Source organism: Streptomyces sp. TRM49041, assembly GCF_008271805.1.
Classification (GTDB): Bacteria; Actinomycetota; Actinomycetes; order Streptomycetales; family Streptomycetaceae; genus Streptomyces.
Genome location: NZ_VSRY01000166.1, coordinates 1 through 21,566, shown reverse-complemented (window position 1 = coordinate 21,566; position 21,566 = coordinate 1). Strand labels below are relative to the sequence as shown.

Here is a 21,566-nt window from a genome sequence, read left to right as displayed (position 1 = left end):
GTTAGGCGAGGGCCTCGCGGGCGCGGCGGGCGAGATCGGCGGCACCGGGAACGCGGCGGCGCTGGTAGACCGCGAGCGTGGAGCGGATTGAGGTGATTGCCTTACGGGTCCGGTCGGAGGTCATGCCCTCCATGAGTACCAGGGCCTGGGTCCAGGCGGCGACCGCCTCGTCGGCGCGGGCCTGGGCGGCGAGGCTGTCGCCGAGGTCGGCGTGGGTGAGCGCATGGACCCGCTTGTACTTCTCGGGGTCCCAGCGGGTGAGGGCGTCGCGGTGCTGCTGTTCGGTGCCGATGTGGTCAGCGAGGTCGGTCAGGGTGCGGGCGGTGTGGCTGGCAACGGTGCCGGCGGCGGGGCCACTGACGCGGGAGTAGCTGGGCTGGGGGCCGTCGTCTCGTAGGAGGGCGTCCTCGGCGGCGAGCAGGGCGCGTGCGGCCGACGGGTTCTCGTCGGTGGCGGCGTAAGCGCGGGCGTGGGTGATGTGGAGGAGCGCCTCGGTCTGACCGTCGACATGGCCGAGACCTGCGCGTAGGGCGCCTTCGACGAGGTCGACGCAGTGGTGAGGCTGCTTGAGGCTCAGGGCCTGGTGGGCGAGGGCGCGCATCATCCAGGCGGCGTGGCCGTGCGGGTCGGCTTCGCAGGCGAGCTTGTAGCCGACCTGGTAGTAGCGCTGGGCGGCCCCTTCCTGGCCGAGGTCGTGCTGCTTCCACCCTGCGAGGTAGGCAAGTTCGGCGACGGCGCCGAAGGCTGCCCGGCGCAAGGCTTCATTGGGGAAACGTCCGCGCAGCATGGGGGCGGCTGTGTCGGCGAGATACGCGGTGACGGTGGTCAGTCCGTGCCCGCCGCCGAGGCGCTCGTCGGCGGCGCTGAAGGCCGCCGTGATCTGCCGCACTACGTCCACGTCCTCTGCCCCGACCACGGACGTGCCGGTGCGGGCGCGGAGCATGCGGGCGGTGGCTTCATGGTCGTATCCGAGCGGCATGGCGACGCCGGCGGTGGTGAAGGCCGCGATGGCGAGGAAGCGGCGTCGCTCGACGTCAGCCCGGCCCAGGTCGGTGACCGCGAGGACAGGGTCGGATTCCGCCGGCTCTTCTTCATCACCAGCCTGGAGGCCAATCTCGGTCCGAGTGACCATGCGCCCTGCTCGGCGGGACAACGCCTCGGCCAGGTACTGACCTACCCGGCCCGACGGAGCACGGGTGCCGTTCACCCAGTGCGAGATGGCCGACTTGTTGGTCTGGAGGATCTCGCCGTTCTCGGCGGCGATGCGCCGCACGTCTCTGGCGAGGGCCTCGTAGGTGCAGTCGGCCGCCGCGATGGCGTCGCGCAGACGGGAGTTGGGGTCTCTCTGCGCCGCCACGATCGCCTCCACTCCGGAGCTGTAAACCGCGTATACCGCTTCAACTGCCTTCCACCGTACCCACTGAGCGTGACCACCTGTTCACTTATCAGCAGCCGCCCGGAACGGCACGACCGTGATCCAGGCTCCCCCTTGGTCCGGGCGGCACCCCGAAGTTCCGTACGCCCGCACCAGGCTCGGGCATTCCTGTGCCCGAACCCGGCCAATCAGAGACGGAGACACGGTGAACACCATCGACACCACGGCCATCACGGTCGAGCTGCCCGAGGCGTTCGACCCGCGCTGGAGCCGCCTGCCCGGCATCCAGGTCGACGGCCGGCGCATCACCATCGACCCGGCTGAGTACTTCTTCCGCTTCGAGTCGAACACCTGGCTCGTCGCCGACTGGGAGCTGGTCAAGTCCCAGCTCCTGGACGTGAACGAGACGACCGAGAGCGCGGTCGAGCAACTCGCGCTCGACTTCATCAAGCAGCACAGCGAGTCCACGTCCGACGCGGCCCGCGTCCTGGCCACCGCGTACGAGGTGTACGCGTACCTCTTCCGCGAGGAGCACCTGGCTGGCCTCGGCCTGCCGCAGATCACCGCCGAGCACCTGCGGATGCTCCGCGAGGCGGCCACGCTCATGGCGCTCAACAAGGTCGAGCTGGACGGGCACATCTCCAACGTCGGCCCGTGCTGGTTCTTCCCCGCCGCCACCTCCGTCGTGTTCGACCTGGACGACGAGATGGGCGGGATGCTCGACGAGGTCTACCACGGCGGCTGGTTCAACGAGCACCGCCGGATCGAGTCCATCAAGGCCCACGCCGCGCTCGGCGGCCGGCTCGTGCACGGCTGCCAGTCCGTGCCGGACCAGTCCGGCGGCGTGGTCGCGCCCTACGGTGCCTCGATGGCGAACTTCCGCGACGACCTCGCCGCGTTCAAGGCGGGCTGGATCGAGCAGGTCTACGCCCACCACGTGAACCCCGCCGCGTAACCCACCCGATCAGGCTTCCGGGGCGGGCCGGCATCCCTCGCCCGCCCCGGAAGCCACCATCCCCCGGAGCCCTCCCATGACCACAAACCCCAGCGCCGAACTCCTCGACAACCTGCTCACCGCGACCGGCCAGACCACCGCCGTACGGGAGGAGGTACGCGTGTGGACCATGTCCGGCGTCGAGCGCGTGACCTTCCCCGACGGCTCCACGGCCATCTTCAAGTACGCCAAGAAGCCGTTCGACAGCGAGGACCAGGCCCTCCGCCTGGCCCACACCCTCTGCGTACCCGTCCCCCAGGTCCACGCCTCCGCCGTCCTGGACGGCTGGCTCGGCATGTTCATGGAGGACCTCGGACCCTCCGTCCGCGAGGCCGACGACCTCGACGGCGTCGCCGCGGCCGTGATCCTGCACGGCACCCGTACGGCTCCGCCCTTGCCCGTCCTCGACCAGGACCGGCTGCGGACACTCCCGGCCAGGTCGCTGGAGCACCTCGAACGGCTACGCAAGGCCGACCGGTGGCAGGACGCGGATGACGTCGAGGACGCGCTCGACCGTATCGCCCAGGCCGCCGAGGCCCGCTCGGCCGGAGCGACGCTGGAACCGTTCGGCTGGGTGCACTCCGAGTTCCACCCCACCAGCCTCCACATCGGCGAGCACGGCTGGCGGCTGCTCGACTTCGCCCGCGTCTTCACCGGCCCCGGCTTGCTCGACCTCGCCAGCTGGCACGGCACCATCGAGCCCCCACACCCCGTGCGCCTGCGCGTCTTCCTGGAGCAGTACGTCACCGCCGGCGGCACCCCCGACGCCCTCGCCCCGCGCGGCGGGCTCACTGCCGAGAACTGGGCCCTGGGCTGGCACCGCATGTGGGCCGTCGAGTGGTTCATGGAGCAGTCCGTCCGCTGGATCAACGACCCGGCAACCGACCCCGCCTACATCAAGACTGTCCGCCGCCACCTCACCGACGTCCTCCACCTCCTGGAGATCTGACGTGCTCGCCCAGGCATCCCCCTGGCACGCCCACGCCGTCCAGCGCACTGCCGCCGGACTCGCCGAACCTCTGGCCGTACCTGCCCGGATGGAGTGGACCACGAGATCCGGCCAAGGTCCCGGCGCCGACGTCCTCGGCCCCGACCTGCGCGGCAAGCGACTCCTCGAACTCGGCTGCGGCCCCGGCCACAACGCCGCCCACCTCGCCGCCCGACACGGCGCCCACGTCACCGGCGTCGACCTGGTCGGCCTCCAGGTCCGCCGCGCCCGCTCCCACTACGGACGGCTGAACAACCTCACCTTCGTCGCCGGCCACGCCCTGCACTACCTGCACGCCACCGACGAGCAGTTCGACGCGATCTACTCCGTCTTCGGCGCCGTCGGGCTCGTCGCGCCCGAGCTCCTGCTCCCGGCCATCGCCCAGCGCCTCACGCCCGGGCGAGTGCTGGCCTTCTCCATCCCGCACCCACAGCGCGGCGGTCGAAGCCCCTCTGGCGGCGACCGGCCCCGCCGCGACTACGTCACCCTTCCCGACCGCACCCGGCTCCCCATCGCCCGATGGGAGTTCGATACCGACCTTTGGGAGAGGCACCTCAGCCGGGCGGGCTTCTGGCTCACTTCGGCCCAGGAGTTCAACGACCCCCGCATGGGCCACTGGCCCACCACCCTGCTGATCCGCGCCCGCAAGCTCTGACCAGCCATTCGCCCCGGCTTCCCCCGGAGGAACCGATGCGCCTGCCCTACCTGCTCCTCGACATCGACGGCGTCCTCATACCCTTCCCCAACGCGGACGGCTCGACCCCGGCCACCCACGCCCGCCACGACGTCGTCCCCACCGGCCGGAGCGCCGACAACCCGGTCACCGTCTGGCTCCACCCCGACCACGGCCGTCTGCTCATGGACGTGATCCGCACCGGCCTGGTCACCCCGGTCTGGTGCACCAGCTGGCGCCAGGACGCCACCACCCTCATCGGCCCGCTCCTCGGCCTTCCAACCCTGTCGTACGTCGATCTCCCGCGTCCGCAGATCACCACCAGCCACCCCAACGGCTACCTGTGGAAGCGCGACCACGTCGACGCCTGGCTGGGCGACGCCCCCGCCGTCTGGATCGACGACGACTTCACCGGCCTCGACCATGAATGGGCGGCGGAGCGCACTGCGAAGGGAACGTCGACCCTCCTCATTCAGCCAGACCCACACCACGGGCTGCAGCCCGAGCACCTGACCGGGCTCACGACGTGGGTCTCGCAGTTACCCACAGCCCGCGCCGCCTGACGCCCTGACGCCCTCGCTGCCACGAGCAGCGAGGGCATCAGGGTGCGCTGCGAGCCCTGCACCAGAACTACTGCCACAAGTCCGCTCCATCGCGCCCACTCGGGTCCATGGCCAAGAGATCTTCGTGCAGGCCCGAGAGGGCTCGACCAGTCGGGGCGCCGTCTTCGGCTGACTCCATGACGAGCCAGCCGACATCGATGCCCGATACGTTCACATCACTCCCGGTGTCGAGCTCATCGAGCGTTCCGAACACTGCCTCATAGGCGACCGCTCGCGCCAGGCGAACGAGATCCTCCTTGTTCGCCCCAGCAGCAAGGAGCCGCTGGGCAACAGGAAGCTGATCGATGGCATCCGGATCGGCCCAACCGCCGATTGGACCGCGCCACAGACTTCGCAGCAGCATGAACCGCGCCAGGTGTGGAAGGTCCTCACAGATCTCCGACTTGGCCCAGCCTCCAGCATCGGCTGCGCCGAGTGCTTCGAATCGGGCGCGCAGCGAATCCGCTGCCGCCCTTCCACGCGCGTCCAGACTGTTCAACCAAGCCTGCCACTCGTTTGAGGATTCACTCACCGTGACAGCATGCCCCACGCGTACCTCGGTTGGAGATCCGCCAGCATTATCAGCGGCTTGGCAGCCCAAGCCGATCGCCACTCTGTTTGCATAACCGTGAACGGCAGACCGCCAAGCACGGCGTGTAGGTCTGCCCGCCCAAGACCGCTCGCTCGCACCGCACGGTCCCGCTCCCCCGCATGGCGGTGGATGCGATGAAGGCCCACCTGCGGGACTTCCCCGCCGATGGGCCCGAGAGCTGGATCTTCACGGCGCCGCAAGGCGGACCCGTGGTCTACACGCACTTCATGGACGGGTCCTGGCGGCCCGCCTGCGCGAAGGCTGGCATAGCGAAGGGCACCGGACCCCACGCCCTCCGGCACCACTACGCCAGCCTGCTGATCAAGCACGGCGAGTCGGTGAAGACCGTCTCCGAGCGCCTCGGCCACACCAATGCGGCCATGACGCTGAACATCTACACCCATCTGTGGCCCGACTCCGAGGAGCGGACCCGGGCTGCTGTCGACAAGGCGTACGCGGACCAGTCCGCCGATGCCCAGCCACAGGTCGACGAAGCGGCGTAGCCGCTCCCCCGCGCGCTGATCGAAGTCAGCACGCTGCGGACTCTGTGCGGACAGCAAAGGCCGCCCAACCCGCTCCACCGCAGGTCAGACGGCCTTTCGCCGAACGTATTAGACGTTGAAGCGGAACTCCACCACGTCGCCGTCCTGCATCACATAGTCCTTGCCCTCCATGCGGGCCTTGCCGGCGGCGCGGGCGTCGGCTACCGAGCCGGTGGCGACCAGGTCGTCGAAGGAGATGACCTCGGCCTTGATGAAGCCCTTCTGGAAGTCGGTGTGGATCACACCGGCCGCCTCGGGGGCCGTGGCGCCCTTCTTGATGGTCCAGGCACGGGCCTCCTTCGGGCCGGCCGTGAGGTAGGTCTGGAGGCCCAGGGTGTCGAAGCCGACGCGGGCGAGGGTGGCCAGGCCGGGCTCCTCGGCGCCGACGGACTGGAGGAGCTCCATGGCGTCCTCGTCGTCGAGCTCGGCGAGGTCCGCCTCCAGCTTGGCGTTGAGGAAGATCGCTTCGGCCGGGGCCACCAGGGCGCGCTGCTCGTCCTTGAAGGTCTCGTCGGTGAGCTCGTCCTCGTCGACGTTGAAGACATAGAGGAACGGCTTGGTGGTGAGGAGGTGGAGGTCGTGGAGGAGCTCCGCCTTCTCGCTGCCCTGGACGATGCCCTCGGAGAAGAGCGTGTCGCCGCGCTCCAGGATCTCCTTGGCCGCCTCGACCGCCGCGACCTTCGGCGCGACGTCCTTCTTGATGCGGGCTTCCTTGGACAGGCGCGGGAGGACCTTCTCGATGGTCTGGAGGTCGGCGAGGATCAGCTCGGTGTTGATCGTCTCGATGTCGTCCTTCGGCGAGACCTTGCCGTCGACGTGGACGACGTTCTCGTCCTTGAAGGCACGGATGACCTGGCAGATGGCGTCGGACTCGCGGATGTTCGCGAGGAACTTGTTGCCCAGGCCCTCGCCCTCGCTCGCGCCGCGCACGATGCCCGCGATGTCGACGAAGTCGACCGTCGCCGGGAGGATGCGCTGGGAGCTGAAGATCTCGGCGAGCTTCGTCAGGCGGGCGTCGGGGACGCCGACGACTCCGACGTTGGGCTCGATCGTGGCGAACGGGTAGTTGGCCGCCAGCACGTCGTTCTTGGTCAGGGCGTTGAACAGGGTCGACTTGCCGACATTCGGCAGGCCGACGATTCCGATCGTGAGCGACACGTTGGCGACTTCCTGAAGTGTGGATGGTGGGCCGACCGCCCAGTTTACGGGCGTGCCGGCGCGGGCGACGACGCGCGGGCCGCCGGGGGTGAGGGGCGGGCGAGGGGAGGGCAAGGGGGAGAACTTCGCGCCAAGGTCACCCCAAAGGTGTGTCTCGTACCGGTTTTCCGGTGTCTCCCGGCCTACGTTGTCCCCGTGGAGCAGCAAAGGAGCAGTCCCCCTCGGCGCCCGCGGCAGCCGCAGTCCCCCGTTCTGCCGCAGGGCGCGCTCGCCGAGGGCACGGCCACGTACCCGGCGCGGCCGCGGGCCGGTGCCCGGCCGGGTGGGCGGCGGCCCGTGCCGCCTGTGGTGGTCGCGCTGCGGCGGCTGCCGAACCCCCGGCTGACGGGGCTGGGCGCCGGGCTGTTCGCGGCTGCGGCGATGTTTCTGATCGGATGCCTGGACTGGCTGCTCTTCGACGGGTCACCGCTGGTGTTCGGGCTGCTGTTCCTGCCGGTGAGCGCGCTGACGGCACTCTGGGTGCGGGGCGCCGATCTCGTCACGGCGCCGATCAGTGTGCCGATCGCGTTCGCCGTGGGGATCGTGCCGATCGCCGGCGGAGAGGGCGGGATCGGGGGGCACACCATGGCGGTGATCACCGCCCTGGCGGTGCATGCCGGGTGGCTGTACGGGGGCACGCTCATCGCCGGGGTCATCACATGTGTACGGAAGGTACGGCTCATGGGGCGCCGCCAGCGTGCCGCCGCGGCGGCAGCCGCCGCGGCTGCCCGGGCGACCGCCCAGCGGCGGCTCTGAGACCCCCGGCACGGAAGCAGAGCGGAAGCGGAGAAGAAGAAGGCGGCTCCGGGCACCAATGGGGGGATGGTGCACGGAGCCGCCGGCTCTCGGGCGCCCCGGGCCGACCGGGACGGCGACGTCAGACGGCCTTGACGACCTCTTCGTACGCCAGGCGCGGCGAGCGCGGGTGCGAGGCGCCCTCGCCCGGCTTGCCGATGTTGACGATCATCAGCGGGGTGTGGTCGTCGTCCAGGAACTCCTTCTGGACGCCCGCGAAGTCGAAGCCGGTCATCGGGCCCGCGGCGAGGCCCGCCGCGCGGACGCCGACGATGAAGTACGCGGCCTGGAGCGCGGCATTCATGCCGGCGGCCGACTCACGCACCGAGCGCTCGGCGAAGAACGCGTCCTTGGCCTGCGGGAAGGCCGGGAACAGCTTCGGGAGTTCCTCGTGGAACTCGTTGTCCGCCGCCAGGATCGCGACGAGCGGCGCGGTCGCGGTCTTGGCCTGGTTCCCCTCGGCCATCAGCGGGACCAGTCGCTCGCGGGCCTCGGCCGAGCGGACGAGGACGATACGCAGCGGCGTCTGGTTGAACGCGGTCGGGCCGTACTTGACCAGGTCGTAGATCGCCTGGACCTGCTCCTCGGTCACCGGCTCGTCGGTGAACGTGTTGGCTGTGCGGGCCTCACGGAACAGCAGGTCCTGGGCGGTGGGGTCAAGGGCGAGCGACATGGCGGGGCTTACCTTCCGAACGGTGTGCGGGCATCGCGGGGCGACATCCCCACCGTAAGGGCAGATAGGTGAAGCTTCAACTAAAGCTGGGGTGCCCTCGGTCACGCGTCCGCGGACGCGGACGTGCCGGAGGGATGTCCTACGCCCGCTCGTCCTCCCGCTCCGAGGCCAGCGACGCGTCGAGCCGTGCCCGGGCGCCCTCCAGCCAGTGGCGGCAGACCTTCGCCAGCTCCTCGCCGCGCTCCCAGAGGGCGAGCGACTCCTCCAGCGTCGTGCCGCCCGCCTCCAGACGGCGGACAACGTCGATCAGCTCGTCGCGCGCCTGCTCGTACCCGATCGCCGTCTCCGCGGTGGCTGCCGCCGGGTCCGTGACCCTGCCCCCGCCCGCGTCCGCGTCCGCGTCCGCGCCCGTGTCCGTGTCCGTGTCCGTCGTGTTGGCCGTCATGCCGTCCACCCTACGGTCGGGGACCGACAACGCCGCCGCCGTCCACGCGGCGCACCGCGAACTCGCCGGCCGCCACCCGGGCCCTCAGCTCCTCGTCCTCCACCACGTCCTCGGGCGAACGCACCACCGTGCCGTCCGCCCGCTGCAACACCGCGTACCCCCGCTCCAGCGTCGCCGCCGGGGACAGTGCCACCACGCGCGCGTGCGTGTGGGCCAGCTCCGAGTCCGCCCGGTCCAGCAGATGCCCCAGCACGCGCCGACCGCGCGCCAGCAACGCCTCGACCTGCGCCTCCCGCTCGTCCACCATCCGCTGGGGGTGCTCCATCACCGGCCGGGCCAGCGCGTGCGCCAGGCCCCGCTCCTCCCGCTCCAGCAGACCGCGTACGCAGCGCAGCGCCCGCTCCCGCAGCGAGCGCACGCGCTCCAGCTCCTCGCCCACGTCCGGGACGACCTTCTTCGCCGCGTCGGTCGGCGTCGCCGCCCGGAGATCCGCCACGAGGTCCAGCAGCGGCGAGTCCGGCTCGTGTCCGATCGCGGACACCACGGGCGTGCGGCACGCCGCCACCGCCCGTACGAGCTGCTCGTCCGAGAACGGCAGGAGGTCCTCCACGCTGCCGCCGCCCCGCGCGACGATGATCACGTCCACATGAGCGAGCTCGTCCAGCTCCTTGACCGCCTGGACCACCTGCGGCACCGCGTGGACGCCCTGCACCGCGACGTTCCGCACCTCGAAGCGGACCGCGGGCCAGCGCCGCCGCGCCACCTCCAGCACGTCCCGCTCCGCCGCCGACGCCCGGCCGCACACCAGGCCGATGAGCTGCGGCAGGAACGGCACCGGACGCTTCCGCTCCGTCGCGAACAGCCCCTCCGCACCCAGCGACCGCTTGAGCTGCTCCAGGCGCGCCAGCAGCTCCCCGATGCCGACCGGCCTTATCTCCGCCGCCCGCAGCGACAACTGCCCGCGCGGCGCGTACCACTCCGGCTTCGCGTACACCACGACCCGCGCGCCCTCGGACACGACGTCCGCCACCGCGTCGAAGGTCTGGCGGTAGCACGTCACGCTCACCGAGATGTCGTGGGACGGGTCGCGCAGCGTCATGAACACCACCCCGGCACCCGGCCGCCGCGACAGCTGGGTGATCTGGCCCTCCACCCAGATGGCCCCTAGCCGGTCGATCCACCTCCCGATGAGCCGCGACACCTCACCGACGGGCAGGGGGGTTTCGGCAGACGTAGTCAGAGGCATACGGGGAGCGTACGCGTCGGCACCGACAACATGCGGGTCCCTGCGGGTGCCGGGCCCACCCTTACGATGGGGGGCATGACTCCTACGCCTCCTGCCCGCCGGGTCCTCCTCGCCGCTCCCCGTGGCTACTGCGCGGGCGTGGACCGCGCCGTGATCGCCGTGGAGAAGGCGCTGGAGCAGTACGGCGCGCCGATCTACGTCCGGCACGAGATCGTCCACAACAAGTACGTCGTGCAGACCCTTGAGAAGAAGGGCGCCATCTTCGTCGACAGGACGCAGGAGGTCCCCGAGGGGTCGATCGTCATGTTCTCCGCGCACGGTGTGGCCCCGATCGTCCACGAGGAGGCGGCCGAGCGGAAGCTCGCGACCATCGACGCGACCTGCCCGCTGGTGACCAAGGTCCACAAGGAGGCCGTCCGGTTCGCCCAGGAGGACTTCGACATCCTCCTCATCGGCCACGAGGGCCACGAGGAGGTCATCGGCACCTCCGGCGAAGCCCCGGACCACATCCAGCTGGTCGACGGCCCCGGCGACGTGGCGCAGGTGGAGGTCCGCGACCCGTCCAAGGTCGTCTGGCTCTCCCAGACCACGCTCTCCGTCGACGAGACGATGGAGACGGTCGACGCACTGAAGGAGAAGTTCCCGCAGCTGATCTCGCCGCCGAGCGACGACATCTGCTACGCCACGCAGAACCGCCAGCTCGCCGTGAAGCAGATGGGCGCGGAGGCGGACCTGGTCATCGTGGTGGGCTCGCGCAACTCGTCCAACTCCAAGCGCCTGGTGGAGGTCGCCAAGCTGGCCGGCGCCCGCGAGGCGTACCTGGTCGACTTCGCCGAGGAGATCGACGAGGCGTGGCTGAAGGACGACGTCTCGACGGTCGGCGTCACCTCCGGCGCGTCGGTGCCCGAGGTACTGGTCGAGGGCGTCCTGGAGTGGCTGTCGAAGCGCGGCTTCGAGGACGTCGGGATCGTGAAGGCGGCGGAGGAGTCGATCACGTTCTCGCTGCCGAAGGAGCTCCGCCGGGATCTGCGCGCGGAGGCGGCCTCGCTGACCGAGGGCAGGGCGGCCCGATAAGGGCGGTGTGTGTCGGCCCCGCCACGTAACGTTGTGTCCATGAACGTCTTCGGAGTGGACATCGGCGGGTCGGGGATCAAGGGCGCTCCCGTGGATCTGGACCGCGGCGATCTGGCCGAGCCCCGCCACAAGGTACTGACCCCGCAGCCCGCGACACCGTCCGACGTCGCGGGCTGCGTCGCGGAGGTGGTGGCGCACTTCGGCTGGTCGGGCCCGGTGGGCGTGACGTTCCCCGGAGTGGTCACCGACTCCACGGTCCGCACGGCGGCGAACGTCGACAAGGCGTGGATCGGCGTGGACGCGGCCGCGCTGCTGGGGGACCGGCTGGGCGGCCTGCCGGTGACGGTGCTGAACGACGCGGACGCGGCCGGTGTCGCCGAGATGACGCACGGCGCGGGCCGGGGCCGTAAGGGCACGGTCATCATGCTGACCTTCGGCACGGGCATCGGCAGCGCCCTCTTCGTCGACGGCCGCCTCGTCCCCAACACCGAGCTGGGCCACCTGGAGCTGAACGGCAAGGAGGCCGAGAAGCACGCGTCGACCAAGGCCAAGGAGGACAAGGACCTCGACTGGCAGGAGTGGGCGCACCGGGTCCGGAAGTACCTGGCCCATGTCGAGATGCTGTTCTCGCCGGAGCTTTTCATCGTCGGCGGCGGGGTGAGCCGCAAGGCGGAGAAGTTCCTCCCCCTGATCAAGAACGTCCGCGCGGAGATCGTCCCGGCCCAGCTCCAGAACAACGCGGGCATCGTGGGCGCGGCCATGGCGGCCGCGCCCCGCTGACCCGGGCTTATCAGCCCTGCTTCGCCTTCAGCGCCGCGGCCATCTCGCCCAGCCGCTCGAAGGACGCCGTGCCGGTGACCACCGTGGTCACCCCGTCCTCGCGCAGCACAAGCGCGTCGTACTTCGGGCCCTCCCAGCGCTGCCAGGGGCGCCCGGCGACCTGCTGGACCTCGCCCGTGTCCCGGGCCTCGTGGCTGACCTTGACGATGTACTTCCCGGCGGGCGCGGTGGACTGCTCGACGGCCACGTACTCGCGCTCCGGCGTCAGATAGCCGAGGTGCCAGGAGTCGTCGTTCTGACGGCTGTACGACACCGAGGTGGGCCGCCAGTCCTCGGGCAGGCCCTCGGGCGCCAGCACCGGGTAGGGTGCGGCGCGCTGTGCCGTCACGAGCTCGACGCGGTAGTCGACCGGCTGGAGCGGGTCGGCGTTCTCGTCGTGCGGGACGAAGAGATAGATGACTCCCGCGAAGGCGCAGATGACCGCCATCGACTGGAACATCCCGCGCACTGTCTGCTTGCCTCGCATACCTGCCACGCCCCCTATCGTCGCATCAGGGCGTCCTGCTCATGCGTGGGCCCCTCTGCTCAATTTGTCGACGTACCGATAGAGTCGCAGCACCCTCTTCACCACCGGCCGTCGCCGTACAGAAAGGTGCGCTCCGATGACCGAGCATCATCTGCCGTCCGAACTCGAGGTATCTCCCGAGGCTCCCGACCGCAACCTCGCCCTGGAGCTCGTCCGGGTGACCGAGGCCGCCGCCATGGCGGCGGGCCGCTGGGTCGGCCGCGGCGACAAGAACGGCGCCGACGGCGCGGCCGTACGCGCCATGCGCACCCTCGTCTCCACCGTGTCGATGAACGGCGTCGTCGTCATCGGCGAGGGCGAGAAGGACGAGGCGCCGATGCTGTTCAACGGCGAGCGCATCGGCGACGGGACCGGCGCCGAGTGCGACATCGCCGTCGACCCGATCGACGGTACGACGCTGAACGCCAAGGGCATGCCCAACGCGATCGCCGTCCTGGCCGCCGCCGACCGCGGCGCCATGTTCGACCCGTCCGCCGTGTTCTACATGGACAAGCTGGTCACCGGGCCCGAGGCGGCCGACTTCGTCGACATCGACGCGCCGGTGTCGGTGAACATCCGCCGCGTCGCCAAGGCGAAGAGCATGAATCCCGCGGACGTCACGGTCGTCATCCTGGACCGCCCGCGTCACGAGGGCATCGTCAAGGAGATCCGGGAGACCGGCGCCCGTATCAAGTTCATCTCGGACGGCGATGTCGCCGGCTCGATCATGGCGGTCCGCGAGGGCACCGGCGTGGACCTGCTCATGGGCATCGGCGGCACGCCCGAGGGGATCATCAGCGCCTGCGCGATCAAGTGCCTGGGCGGTGTCATCCAGGGCAAGCTGTGGCCGAAGGACGACGAGGAGCGGCAGCGCGCCATCGACGCGGGCCACGACCTGGACCGCGTCCTGTCCACGGACGACCTGGTCCGCGGTGACAACGTGTTCTTCGTCGCGACCGGCATCACCGACGGCGAGCTGCTGCGCGGCGTGCGCTACCGCTCGGAGACGGCGACGACCTCGTCGCTCGTGATGCGCTCGAAGTCCGGCACGATCCGGCAGATCGACTCGACGCACCGGCTGTCCAAGCTGCGCGCCTACAGCCAGATCGACTTCGACCGGGCGAAGTAGCGGCGCGGTAGCGGACCCCGCCCGGCCGGGCCAGACCAGACCAGGCCAGGCCAGGCCAGGCCAGGCAGCAGAGCGCGGAGGCGGACGCGGACGCGGTACGACGGACAGCGGTACGAAGAGGGGCGCTCCCAGTGCGGTGGGAGCGCCCCTTCTCGTGCCGTCCGTACCGCCGCCGCGTGCGCGATGCGGTCAGCCGGCGGCGGCGATCTGCTGGCCGGCCGACGCCGCCTTCTTCAGCTCCATCTCGCGGCGCCGACGGCGGGCCAGCACGACGCGGCGCTCTGCCGCGGTCAGGCCGCCCCACACGCCGTACGGCTCGGGCTGGAGAAGGGCGTGTTCCCGGCACTCGACCATGACCGGGCAGCGGGCGCAGACCCGCTTGGCGGCCTCCTCCCGGGCGAGCCGGGCGGCCGTGGGCTCCTTGGACGGGGCGAAGAACAGTCCCGCTTCGTCGCGGCGGCACACCGCCTCCGTGTGCCAGGGACCGGCCTCGTCCTCCCGCGCCGGAACACGCTGGGACGGGACGGCGGCGATCTGGAGGGGCTGATGCGGCAGTTGCAGCACGGTCTACTCCTGACGACGGCTTACGCGAGCGAGAGAGACGATGCAGCAAGCCCTACCCGCTGTGCGCACGCCTATGCACTGCGTGGCGTCGCCTTCCAGGGCGCGAAATGCGGTACGGCCGAAAGTCGACGGTGCACCTCAGTGCTCCAGATGCTTGCGGAGCTTGTCGTGGAGGAGGTCCGCGATCCGCTTGCCGCGCTTGGGCCGCGCCTCCACGTTCCCGAAGACCGAGTAGCCGTTGACGACCACGACGGGGGCCTCGGGGTCGTCGGCTTCGAGGGTGACGACCTCGAAGTTGCCGAAGACCCCGGTGCCGTTGCCGCGCAGGGAGATGTTCTCGGGGACGCGGACCTCGACGTTGCCGAAGACGGAGGTGGCGTTGATGGTGGTGAGCCGCTGGCTGAAGGTGGCCTCGGTGAGGTCGATCTCGATGTTGCCGAAGAGGGAGAACGCGGTGGTCCTGGGGCCGATGCGCCACCGCCCCCGGCGCGTGTTGCTGGAGAACACCGCGACCAGGCTCTCCGCCCGGCCGTCGGCGGTCTCGCCGGGACCGTATCCGTATCCGTGTCCTTGTCCGTGCGCCTGTGCCGCCGCCGGCACACCGGGGGCCTGGCGGGTGGCGGGGAGGTCGCGTACGAGCGGTTCCAGCTCGGCGACGGTCTTCGCGCGGTACGCGGCGTCGACGCGCTCCGCGTGCTCCTCGGTGTCGAGCCGCCCCTCGGCCAGGGCCTCGCGGAGGATGTCCGCGATCCGGTCACGGTCGGCGTCCGAGGCCCGGATCGCCGGGGTGGCGGAAGGCTCCTGGGGCTGCTTTTCGAGGTCCATCTCCCCAGGGTAGCGATACGCGATAGATCGCGACTAGAGCGGGATGAGCCCTACCTCACAGCCTCGGTGCCCCGCGGGCGCTCTACGCTTGTGGACGCGTTGCCAAAGGAGGCCGCGCAGCTGTCCGCCGAGTGAGGAATGGCCGTCATGCCAGAGTTTGCGTACTCCGATCTGCTCCCCCTGGGAGAGGACACCACGCCCTACCGCCTGGTGACCTCGGAGGGTGTGTCCACGTTCGAGGCCGACGGGCGGACGTTCCTCAAGGTCGAGCCGGAGGCGCTGCGCAAGCTGGCCGAGGAGGCCGTCCACGACATCCAGCACTATCTGCGGCCGGCGCACCTCGCCCAGCTGCGGAAGATCATCGACGACCCGGAGGCGTCGTCGAACGACAAGTTCGTGGCGCTGGACCTGCTGAGGAACGCCAATATCGCCGCCGCCGGCGTGCTCCCCATGTGCCAGGACACCGGCACCGCGATCGTGATGGGCAAGCGCGGGCAGAACGTGCTGACGGAGGGCGGGGACGAGAAGGCCCTCTCGCGCGGCGTCTTCGACGCGTACACCAAGCTGAACCTTCGTTACTCGCAGATGGCTCCGCTCACCATGTGGGAGGAGAAGAACACCGGCTCCAACCTCCCCGCCCAGATCGAGCTGTACGCCACCGACGGCGGCGCGTACAAGTTCCTGTTCATGGCCAAGGGCGGCGGCTCGGCCAACAAGTCGTTCCTTTACCAGGAGACCAAGGCGGTCCTGAACGAGTCCTCCATGATGAAGTTCCTGGAGGAGAAGATCCGCTCGCTCGGTACGGCCGCGTGCCCGCCGTACCACCTGGCGATCGTCGTGGGCGGCACGTCCGCCGAGTACGCCCTGAAGACCGCCAAGTACGCCTCCGCCCACTACCTGGACGAGCTGCCGGACGAGGGCTCGGTGCTCGGCCACGGCTTCCGTGACAAGGAGCTGGAGGACAAGGTCTTCGAGCTGACGCAGAAGATCGGCATCGGCGCGCAGTTCGGCGGCAAGTACTTCTGCCACGACGTGCGCGTGGTGCGCCTGCCCCGGCACGGCGCGTCCTGCCCGGTCGCCATCGCCGTGTCCTGCTCGGCCGACCGCCAGGCCGTCGCGAAGATCACCGCCGAGGGCGTCTTCCTGGAGCAGCTGGAGACCGACCCGGCGCGCTTCCTGCCGGACACGACGGACGAACAGCTCGCGGACGAGGGCGACGTCGTGAAGATCGACCTCAACCAGCCGATGGACGACATCCTCGCCGAGCTGGCCAAGTACCCGGTCAAGACCCGGCTGTCGCTGACGGGCCCGCTGGTCGTGGCGCGCGACATCGCGCACGCGAAGATCAAGGAACGGCTTGACGCGGGCGAGGAGATGCCGCAGTACCTGAAGGACCACCCGGTCTACTACGCCGGCCCGGCGAAGACCCCCGAGGGGTACGCCTCCGGCTCCTTCGGTCCGACCACGGCCGGGCGCATGGACTCGTACGTGGAGCAGTTCCAGGCGGCGGGCGGCTCCAAGGTCATGCTGGCCAAGGGCAACCGCTCCCAGCAGGTCACGGACGCGTGCGGCACGCACGGCGGCTTCTACCTGGGCTCCATCGGCGGCCCGGCGGCCCGCCTGGCCCAGGACTGCATCAAGAAGGTCGAGGTCCTGGAGTACGAGGAGCTCGGCATGGAGGCCGTCTGGAAGATCGAGGTCGAGGACTTCCCCGCGTTCATCGTGGTCGACGACAAGGGCAACGACTTCTTCAAGGACCCGGCGCCCGCGCCGACCTTCACGTCCATCCCGGTCCGCGAGGCCCGGTAGACCCAGCCGGGGACATCCCCACCCCGCCCCTTCCCGTCACTGGGGGCTTCGCCCCCAGGCCCCCGTTCCGCGCCTGACGGCGCTCGTCCTCAAGCGCCGGACGGGCCGGCGTTCGGCCCCTCCGGCGCTTGAGGAGCGGGGGTCCGGGGGCAGAGCCCCCGGATTCGGGGACGGACCCCGCTACGCGAACCGCTGGTTCGCCGACCCCGGCGCGCACGGCTGCAGCCGCAGCCGGTCCTTGGCCGACGCCAGCGTCACGCACAGATTCGGCGCGGCCGACGGACGCAGGGTCTCGCCCGTGCGGACGAACTTCTGGTTCGCGGCGCCCGAGCAGTTCCAGACGATGAGCGCCGCGCCCGCCTCGTAGCGCGCGGACGGCACGTCCAGGCAGCGGTCATGGGTGAGCGCGGTGTGCAGCGAGCCCCGCTCGCTGTCGTACCACCAGTTCTGGTTGCGCCCGCCGTGGCAGGGCCAGCCGAGGACGGCCGTGCCGTTGCGGGTGACGGCGCCGTCGACGTCCACACAGCTGTTCGTGGCGGCGTTCTTCAGCGGGGCGAACTTGTCGTCCCACGCGCCGGACCACAGCACCGGCTTGCCCGTGGACGCCGGGTCGGCGCAGCTCGCCTCCCGCACCCGGGCCTCGTACAGCTGCGTGAGGCAGGAGGCGAAGGCACCGTGGCCGCCCTTGTTGGGGTGGAAGGACTGGCGGACGGAGTTCTCGTCCCAGGGGAACTTGGACAGGTCGATGTACAGTCCGCGCGCCCAGGTCTCGTCCATGCAGACCTCGCGCCCGTGGAAGAGGCGCGAGGCGTCGAGGTAGACGGCGCCCGTGTTCGCGGCCACCTCGCGGATCCCGCGCTCGAACGCGGGTACGGCGGTGTTGCGGCCCCAGACGGTGTCGGAGTCGTAGCCCAGGCCACCGCAGAGGAGCTTGCCGGGGAAGTTCGGGTTGTCCCGGAAGTCCGGGCCGATGGGGCTCGGGTAGCTCATCACGACGAGCTTGTAGTCGCCGTCGGCGTATCCGGCGTCGCGCATCACGGTGCGCAGGTCGCGTACGGTCTGCTCGACCTTGGGGACGAGGCCGTCGACGCGGGACTGCCAGCCGGACGCGTACTTCGGCTCGCACGGGCCCTGGAGCAGGACGTAGCGGGTGACACAGTCGGTCATCACGGGGCCGAACCGGAGGTCGTCGTTGGCGCCGGCGACCAGCAGGACCATCTTGACTCGGGTGTTGCGCGCCTTGACGGCGAGGCTGTCGCTCTGCACCAGCTCGTCGGCGTACTGCTTCGAGCCTCCGATGCGGATGTTGCCGGTGGACGCGCCGGAGCAGGCGACGTTGTAGGTGACGTCGGCGGGGATGCCGGTGCGGTGGATGGCCGCGTCGGGTGAGCGGTGGCACCAGTTGTCGGGGCCGTCCGTGCCGGGCTCGTACGTACCGACACCCTCGCCGGAGATCTCGCTGTCGCCGAGGGAGATGAGCGCGCTCTTGCGCTCGTCGAGCGGACGCTCGACAGGGCTGCCGTACAGTGCGGTGGCCTCGGCCGCTCGGATGCGCTCCAGCTCGGCGGGAAGGGCCGCGGAGGTGACGGACCGTCCGGAATCGGCCGCTGTCGCGGTAGGGGCCACGGTCAGCCCGGACACGGCGGCCGCGAGCGCGGCGGCCGCCGCAACCGTACATCTGAGTTTCAGTCTGGTGCGCGCCATTGCGCCTCCTGGATGTGGGGTTACCCACGGTTTTTACTGGCCGGTAAAGCACTTGGGAATAGAACGAACAAGACAAGTGCTCAACTTTCCAGGGAGGTTGGGACGATGACCGACGCAGGCGAGTACCGGACGGAGCACGACTCGATGGGTGAGGTGCGGGTCCCCGCACACGCCAAGTGGCGCGCCCAGACCCAGCGGGCCGTGGAGAACTTCCCCCTCTCGGGCCAGCGCCTGGAGCGCGCCCACATCGCGGCCCTGGCACGCGTCAAGGCCGCCGCAGCCAAGGTGAACGCGGAGCTCGGTGTCCTGGAGGCGGACATCGCCCGGGCCGTCCAGGAGGCGGCCGCCGAGGTCGCGGAGGGGCGCTGGGACGACCACTTCCCGGTCGACGTCTTCCAGACCGGATCGGGCACGTCGTCCAACATGAACATGAACGAGGTGCTCGCCACACTCGCGGGCGAACGGCTCGGTGACGGCCGCGACGTCCACCCCAACGACCACGTCAACGCGTCCCAGTCGTCCAACGACGTCTTCCCGTCCTCCATCCACATCGCGGCCACCGCCGCCGTGACCGAGGACCTCATCCCCGCGCTGGACCATCTGGCCGGCGCCCTGGGGCGGAAATCAGCCGAATTCGAGAACGTGGTCAAGTCGGGCCGTACACATCTGATGGACGCGACGCCCGTGACGCTGGGTCAGGAGTTCGGAGGCTACGCGGCGCAGGTCCGGTACGGCGTCGAGCGGCTGCGGGCCGCCCTGCCCCGTCTCGCCGAACTGCCCCTGGGCGGAACGGCGGTCGGTACGGGCATCAACACACCGCCCGGGTTCTCCGCCGCCGTCATCGCCGAGGTCGCCCGCGCCACCGGGCTGCCGCTGACCGAGGCTCGCGACCACTTCGAGGCACAGGGGGCGCGGGACGGGCTCGTGGAGACGTCCGGGCAGCTCCGTACGGTCGCGGTCTCCCTCACCAAGATCGCCAACGATCTCCGGTGGATGGCCTCCGGCCCCCGCACCGGCCTGGCCGAGATCAACCTCCCCGACCTCCAGCCCGGCTCGTCGATCATGCCCGGCAAGGTCAATCCGGTGGTCCCCGAGGCGGTCCTGATGGTCGCCGCGCAGGTCACCGGCAACGACACGACTGTCGCGACGGCCGGCGCCGCGGGGAACTTCGAGCTGAACGTGATGCTTCCGGTCATGGCGAAGAACCTGCTGGAGTCCATCCGGCTCCTCGCCAACGCCGCGCGCCTGCTGGCGGACCGTACGGTCGACGGGATCACCGCGAACGCCGAGCGGGCGCGGGAGTACGCCGAGTCGTCCCCGTCCGTGGTCACACCGCTCAACCGGTACATCGGGTACGAGGAGGCCGCGAAGGTCGCGAAGAGGTCGCTGGCCGAGCGGAAGACGATCCGCGAGGTAGTGCTGGAGTCGGGGTACGTGGAGCGGGGCGACCTCACCGTCCAGCAGCTCGACGAGGCGCTGGACGTGCTGCGGATGACCCGCCCCTGACCGGCGCCGGGTCGGTGGCCCGCCTCTGACCTGCTGTGTCGGCGTCCGGGGCGCCCGTCGTCCGTGACCGGGATCGCGGACGTACGCCACGGAGCGCGCCTAAGATCTGCGCATGACAGCGGACACGACAGGCTCAGTGCCAGGAGCGGCGGGCGGGGCGGCGGGCGGCGCGGGCGAGGCGGGCGGACCGGGCACCGGTGGCGCGCGCTGGTCGTCTGGCGACCGGATCCTGTGGCGGTACCGGGACAACGGCGGCGGCCACGTCCACATCTGCCGGCCCGTGACCGTCGTCCAGGACACCGCCGACCTGCTCGCCGTGTGGATGGCGCCCGGCACCGAGTGCGTCAAGCCCGTGCTGGTGGACGGTACGCCCGTGCACGACGAGCCGCTCGCCACCCGGTACACCGCGCCGCGCACCACCACGCGGGCGCCCTGGACCGGCATGGGCGTCCTGAAGCTGGCCCGCCCAGCGGACCCGTGGTCGGTGTGGCTGTTCTGGGAGCGCGGCTGGGAGTTCCGCAGCTGGTACGTCAACTTGGAGGCGCCACGCGTTCGGTGGACGGGGGGCGTGGACTCCGAGGACCACTTCCTCGACATCTCGGTCTACCCCGACCGCAGCTGGCTCTGGCGCGACGAGGACGAGTTCGCGCAGGCCCAGCGGGCGGGACTCATGGACGCCGCGCAGGCCCGGCGGGTACGGGAGGCCGGTGAGGCCGCCCTGGAGGTGATCCGGGCCTGGGGGCCGCCCTTCGCGGACGGCTGGGAGAACTGGCGTCCGGACCCCCGGTGGACCGTTCCGGAGCTGCCGGCCGACTGGGATCGCACCCCGGCGCACACGGCTCCATGAGACCCTTGATGCGCCCCTGGGGGGAAACCGTAGGATCGTCCTCCGCCGGACAGCCGACGCGGCCCCGCAGCAGTAACCATCGAGTACAGGACACGAACTGACCGTAAGTCATCTACGAGGGGGGTGGAGCCGTGCCCGAGGTGTGCACGGATCCGTCGTCCCTTGTCGACGCCGCCCTCAGAGCGGGTATAGCGCCTGACAGAGCGATTGCATCGCCCAACCGGCCCGGACGGACGGAATCCCACGCGTGACGGAGCATCCCACCTCCCACGAAGGTCGGCAGCCGCTCGCTGCCCGGCCCCAGGAACGCACCCGGCCCCGGCAGGAGGCCCCGGAGGCGGCCGATACCCCCGCCGAGGCCGCGCCGGCGCACGGCCGTGCCCATCCCGGCCGCGCACCCGCGTCCGCATCGGTACCGTCCCAGCCGGGACACCGGCCCGGACCCGCGCCGGGTACGGACCCGGCGGCCGCCGCCGCCCACGGTGAGGCCCGGGGCAGGGCGAACGCGGGCGGGGAGGCGACCGGCACCGGGGCGGCCCGGCCGTCCGCCGGTGGTGGTGATGGGCAGGGTGCCGAGCCGGGTACCGGACGTACCGCCGACGCCCGGCAGACGGGCGCGGCCCGCACGGCCGGGCGCGCCG

At 70.7% G+C, this 21,566-nt stretch carries 21 protein-coding genes and 2 pseudogenes; 13 read left to right on the top strand and 10 right to left on the bottom strand.

The features are described from left to right. Position 1: 1 nt before the first annotated feature. A complete protein-coding gene (locus tag FVS66_RS28960; RefSeq protein ID WP_149184204.1) occupies positions 2–1,357 on the bottom strand; it encodes a tetratricopeptide repeat protein in 1,356 nt (451 codons plus the stop codon). A 223-nt stretch (positions 1,358–1,580) separates the two neighbouring features. On the opposite strand from FVS66_RS28960, the gene FVS66_RS28955 reads away from it, so the two are divergent. From FVS66_RS28955 to FVS66_RS28940, 4 genes are all read left to right on the top strand, one after another. Further along, positions 1,581–2,330: a hypothetical protein gene (locus FVS66_RS28955; RefSeq protein ID WP_149184203.1), complete on the top strand. Its 750-nt coding sequence runs from the start codon at positions 1,581–1,583 to the stop codon at positions 2,328–2,330. Between the two features lie 76 nt (positions 2,331–2,406). Then, on the top strand, positions 2,407–3,318 hold the full coding sequence (locus FVS66_RS28950) for a phosphotransferase (protein WP_149184202.1): 912 nt from the start codon (positions 2,407–2,409) through the stop codon (positions 3,316–3,318). A 1-nt stretch (position 3,319) separates the two neighbouring features. Next, positions 3,320–4,012, top strand: a complete 693-nt coding sequence (locus FVS66_RS28945; RefSeq protein ID WP_149184201.1) for a class I SAM-dependent methyltransferase — start codon at positions 3,320–3,322, stop codon at positions 4,010–4,012. A 35-nt stretch (positions 4,013–4,047) separates the two neighbouring features. Continuing rightward, a complete protein-coding gene (locus FVS66_RS28940; protein ID WP_149184200.1) occupies positions 4,048–4,593 on the top strand; it encodes an HAD domain-containing protein in 546 nt (181 codons plus the stop codon). Positions 4,594–4,660: 67 nt separating this feature from the next. On the opposite strand, the gene FVS66_RS28935 is transcribed toward FVS66_RS28940, so the two are convergent. Then, the gene (locus FVS66_RS28935; RefSeq protein WP_262387277.1) at positions 4,661–5,164 is read right to left on the bottom strand and encodes a hypothetical protein; all 504 of its coding nucleotides are present in this window, start codon (positions 5,162–5,164) and stop codon (positions 4,661–4,663) included. A 161-nt stretch (positions 5,165–5,325) separates the two neighbouring features. Here FVS66_RS28935 and FVS66_RS28930 point away from each other — a divergent pair. Then, positions 5,326–5,727, top strand: a pseudogene (locus FVS66_RS28930) (tyrosine-type recombinase/integrase); the annotation flags it as partial. Positions 5,728–5,835: 108 nt separating this feature from the next. Here the strand turns inward: FVS66_RS28930 and ychF are convergent. Next, on the bottom strand, positions 5,836–6,924 hold the full coding sequence (gene ychF / locus FVS66_RS28925; protein WP_149184199.1) for a redox-regulated ATPase YchF: 1,089 nt from the start codon (positions 6,922–6,924) through the stop codon (positions 5,836–5,838). Between the two features lie 195 nt (positions 6,925–7,119). Here ychF and FVS66_RS28920 point away from each other — a divergent pair, with 195 nt between their 5' ends. Beyond that, the gene (locus tag FVS66_RS28920) at positions 7,120–7,719 is read left to right on the top strand and encodes a DUF6542 domain-containing protein (protein ID WP_149184198.1); all 600 of its coding nucleotides are present in this window, start codon (positions 7,120–7,122) and stop codon (positions 7,717–7,719) included. Positions 7,720–7,840: 121 nt separating this feature from the next. Here FVS66_RS28920 and FVS66_RS28915 read toward each other — a convergent pair whose 3' ends face one another. The 3 genes from FVS66_RS28915 to xseA all read right to left on the bottom strand — a co-directional run bounded on the left by FVS66_RS28915 (position 7,841) and on the right by xseA (position 10,122). Next, positions 7,841–8,431 (bottom strand): malonic semialdehyde reductase, encoded by a 591-nt coding sequence (locus FVS66_RS28915; RefSeq protein ID WP_149184197.1) that lies wholly within the window; start codon positions 8,429–8,431, stop codon positions 7,841–7,843. Positions 8,432–8,570: 139 nt separating this feature from the next. Then, positions 8,571–8,876 (bottom strand): exodeoxyribonuclease VII small subunit, encoded by a 306-nt coding sequence (locus FVS66_RS28910; RefSeq protein WP_149184196.1) that lies wholly within the window; start codon positions 8,874–8,876, stop codon positions 8,571–8,573. Positions 8,877–8,886: 10 nt separating this feature from the next. Next, a complete protein-coding gene (gene xseA, locus FVS66_RS28905) occupies positions 8,887–10,122 on the bottom strand; it encodes an exodeoxyribonuclease VII large subunit (protein WP_149184195.1) in 1,236 nt (411 codons plus the stop codon). 66 nt (positions 10,123–10,188) lie between these two features. Here xseA and FVS66_RS28900 point away from each other — a divergent pair, with 66 nt between their 5' ends. Further along, positions 10,189–11,196 carry a 4-hydroxy-3-methylbut-2-enyl diphosphate reductase gene (locus tag FVS66_RS28900; RefSeq protein ID WP_149184194.1) on the top strand — a complete coding sequence of 336 codons (1,008 nt, stop codon included), beginning with the start codon at positions 10,189–10,191 and terminating at the stop codon, positions 11,194–11,196. 39 nt (positions 11,197–11,235) lie between these two features. Beyond that, positions 11,236–11,976 carry a polyphosphate--glucose phosphotransferase gene (gene ppgK / locus FVS66_RS28895; RefSeq protein WP_149184193.1) on the top strand — a complete coding sequence of 247 codons (741 nt, stop codon included), beginning with the start codon at positions 11,236–11,238 and terminating at the stop codon, positions 11,974–11,976. Between the two features lie 10 nt (positions 11,977–11,986). Here the strand turns inward: ppgK and FVS66_RS28890 are convergent, their stop codons facing one another. Next, entirely contained in the window at positions 11,987–12,511 is a 525-nt protein-coding gene (locus FVS66_RS28890; RefSeq protein ID WP_149184192.1) for a DUF4245 domain-containing protein, read from the bottom strand. 127 nt (positions 12,512–12,638) lie between these two features. Here FVS66_RS28890 and glpX point away from each other — a divergent pair, with 127 nt between their 5' ends. Then, the gene (gene glpX, locus FVS66_RS28885) at positions 12,639–13,670 is read left to right on the top strand and encodes a class II fructose-bisphosphatase (RefSeq protein ID WP_149184191.1); all 1,032 of its coding nucleotides are present in this window, start codon (positions 12,639–12,641) and stop codon (positions 13,668–13,670) included. Positions 13,671–13,859: 189 nt separating this feature from the next. On the opposite strand, the gene FVS66_RS28880 is transcribed toward glpX, so the two are convergent. Both FVS66_RS28880 and FVS66_RS28875 read right to left on the bottom strand, forming a co-directional pair. Continuing rightward, positions 13,860–14,234, bottom strand: a complete 375-nt coding sequence (locus tag FVS66_RS28880) for a WhiB family transcriptional regulator (RefSeq protein ID WP_149184190.1) — start codon at positions 14,232–14,234, stop codon at positions 13,860–13,862. Between the two features lie 138 nt (positions 14,235–14,372). After that, a complete protein-coding gene (locus tag FVS66_RS28875; protein WP_149184189.1) occupies positions 14,373–15,059 on the bottom strand; it encodes a DUF1707 domain-containing protein in 687 nt (228 codons plus the stop codon). A gap of 138 nt (positions 15,060–15,197) precedes the next feature. Here FVS66_RS28875 and FVS66_RS28870 point away from each other — a divergent pair, with 138 nt between their 5' ends. Beyond that, positions 15,198–16,868: a fumarate hydratase gene (locus FVS66_RS28870; protein ID WP_149184188.1), complete on the top strand. Its 1,671-nt coding sequence runs from the start codon at positions 15,198–15,200 to the stop codon at positions 16,866–16,868. 180 nt (positions 16,869–17,048) lie between these two features. Here the strand turns inward: FVS66_RS28870 and FVS66_RS28865 are convergent, their stop codons facing one another. Next, positions 17,049–18,572 (bottom strand): ricin-type beta-trefoil lectin domain protein, encoded by a 1,524-nt coding sequence (locus tag FVS66_RS28865; RefSeq protein WP_149184187.1) that lies wholly within the window; start codon positions 18,570–18,572, stop codon positions 17,049–17,051. 105 nt (positions 18,573–18,677) lie between these two features. On the opposite strand from FVS66_RS28865, the gene FVS66_RS28860 reads away from it, so the two are divergent. The 3 genes and pseudogenes from FVS66_RS28860 to FVS66_RS28850 form a co-directional block, all read left to right on the top strand. Continuing rightward, positions 18,678–20,078: a class II fumarate hydratase gene (locus FVS66_RS28860; protein WP_149184186.1), complete on the top strand. Its 1,401-nt coding sequence runs from the start codon at positions 18,678–18,680 to the stop codon at positions 20,076–20,078. Positions 20,079–20,190: 112 nt separating this feature from the next. Further along, complete coding sequence (locus FVS66_RS28855; RefSeq protein WP_149184185.1) at positions 20,191–20,925, top strand: DUF402 domain-containing protein; 735 nt, start codon at positions 20,191–20,193, stop codon at positions 20,923–20,925. A gap of 247 nt (positions 20,926–21,172) precedes the next feature. After that, positions 21,173–21,566: pseudogene (locus FVS66_RS28850) on the top strand (serine/threonine protein phosphatase); the annotation flags it as partial.

What these genes read in the sequence shown, in the direction of transcription:
- FVS66_RS28915 (WP_149184197.1), bottom strand. Translation starts at nt 8,431, where the DNA reads ATGTCGCTCGCCCTTGACCCCACCGCCCAGGACCTGCTGTTCCGTGAG.
- ppgK (WP_149184193.1), top strand. Translation starts at nt 11,236, where the DNA reads ATGAACGTCTTCGGAGTGGACATCGGCGGGTCGGGGATCAAGGGCGCT.
- FVS66_RS28950 (WP_149184202.1), top strand. Translation starts at nt 2,407, where the DNA reads ATGACCACAAACCCCAGCGCCGAACTCCTCGACAACCTGCTCACCGCG.
- FVS66_RS28855 (WP_149184185.1), top strand. Translation starts at nt 20,191, where the DNA reads ATGACAGCGGACACGACAGGCTCAGTGCCAGGAGCGGCGGGCGGGGCG.
- FVS66_RS28900 (WP_149184194.1), top strand. Translation starts at nt 10,189, where the DNA reads ATGGGGGGCATGACTCCTACGCCTCCTGCCCGCCGGGTCCTCCTCGCC.
- FVS66_RS28940 (WP_149184200.1), top strand. Translation starts at nt 4,048, where the DNA reads ATGCGCCTGCCCTACCTGCTCCTCGACATCGACGGCGTCCTCATACCC.
- FVS66_RS28870 (WP_149184188.1), top strand. Translation starts at nt 15,198, where the DNA reads ATGGCCGTCATGCCAGAGTTTGCGTACTCCGATCTGCTCCCCCTGGGA.
- FVS66_RS28865 (WP_149184187.1), bottom strand. Translation starts at nt 18,572, where the DNA reads ATGGCGCGCACCAGACTGAAACTCAGATGTACGGTTGCGGCGGCCGCC.
- glpX (WP_149184191.1), top strand. Translation starts at nt 12,639, where the DNA reads ATGACCGAGCATCATCTGCCGTCCGAACTCGAGGTATCTCCCGAGGCT.
- FVS66_RS28910 (WP_149184196.1), bottom strand. Translation starts at nt 8,876, where the DNA reads ATGACGGCCAACACGACGGACACGGACACGGACACGGGCGCGGACGCG.
- FVS66_RS28875 (WP_149184189.1), bottom strand. Translation starts at nt 15,059, where the DNA reads ATGGACCTCGAAAAGCAGCCCCAGGAGCCTTCCGCCACCCCGGCGATC.
- xseA (WP_149184195.1), bottom strand. Translation starts at nt 10,122, where the DNA reads ATGCCTCTGACTACGTCTGCCGAAACCCCCCTGCCCGTCGGTGAGGTG.
- FVS66_RS28860 (WP_149184186.1), top strand. Translation starts at nt 18,678, where the DNA reads ATGACCGACGCAGGCGAGTACCGGACGGAGCACGACTCGATGGGTGAG.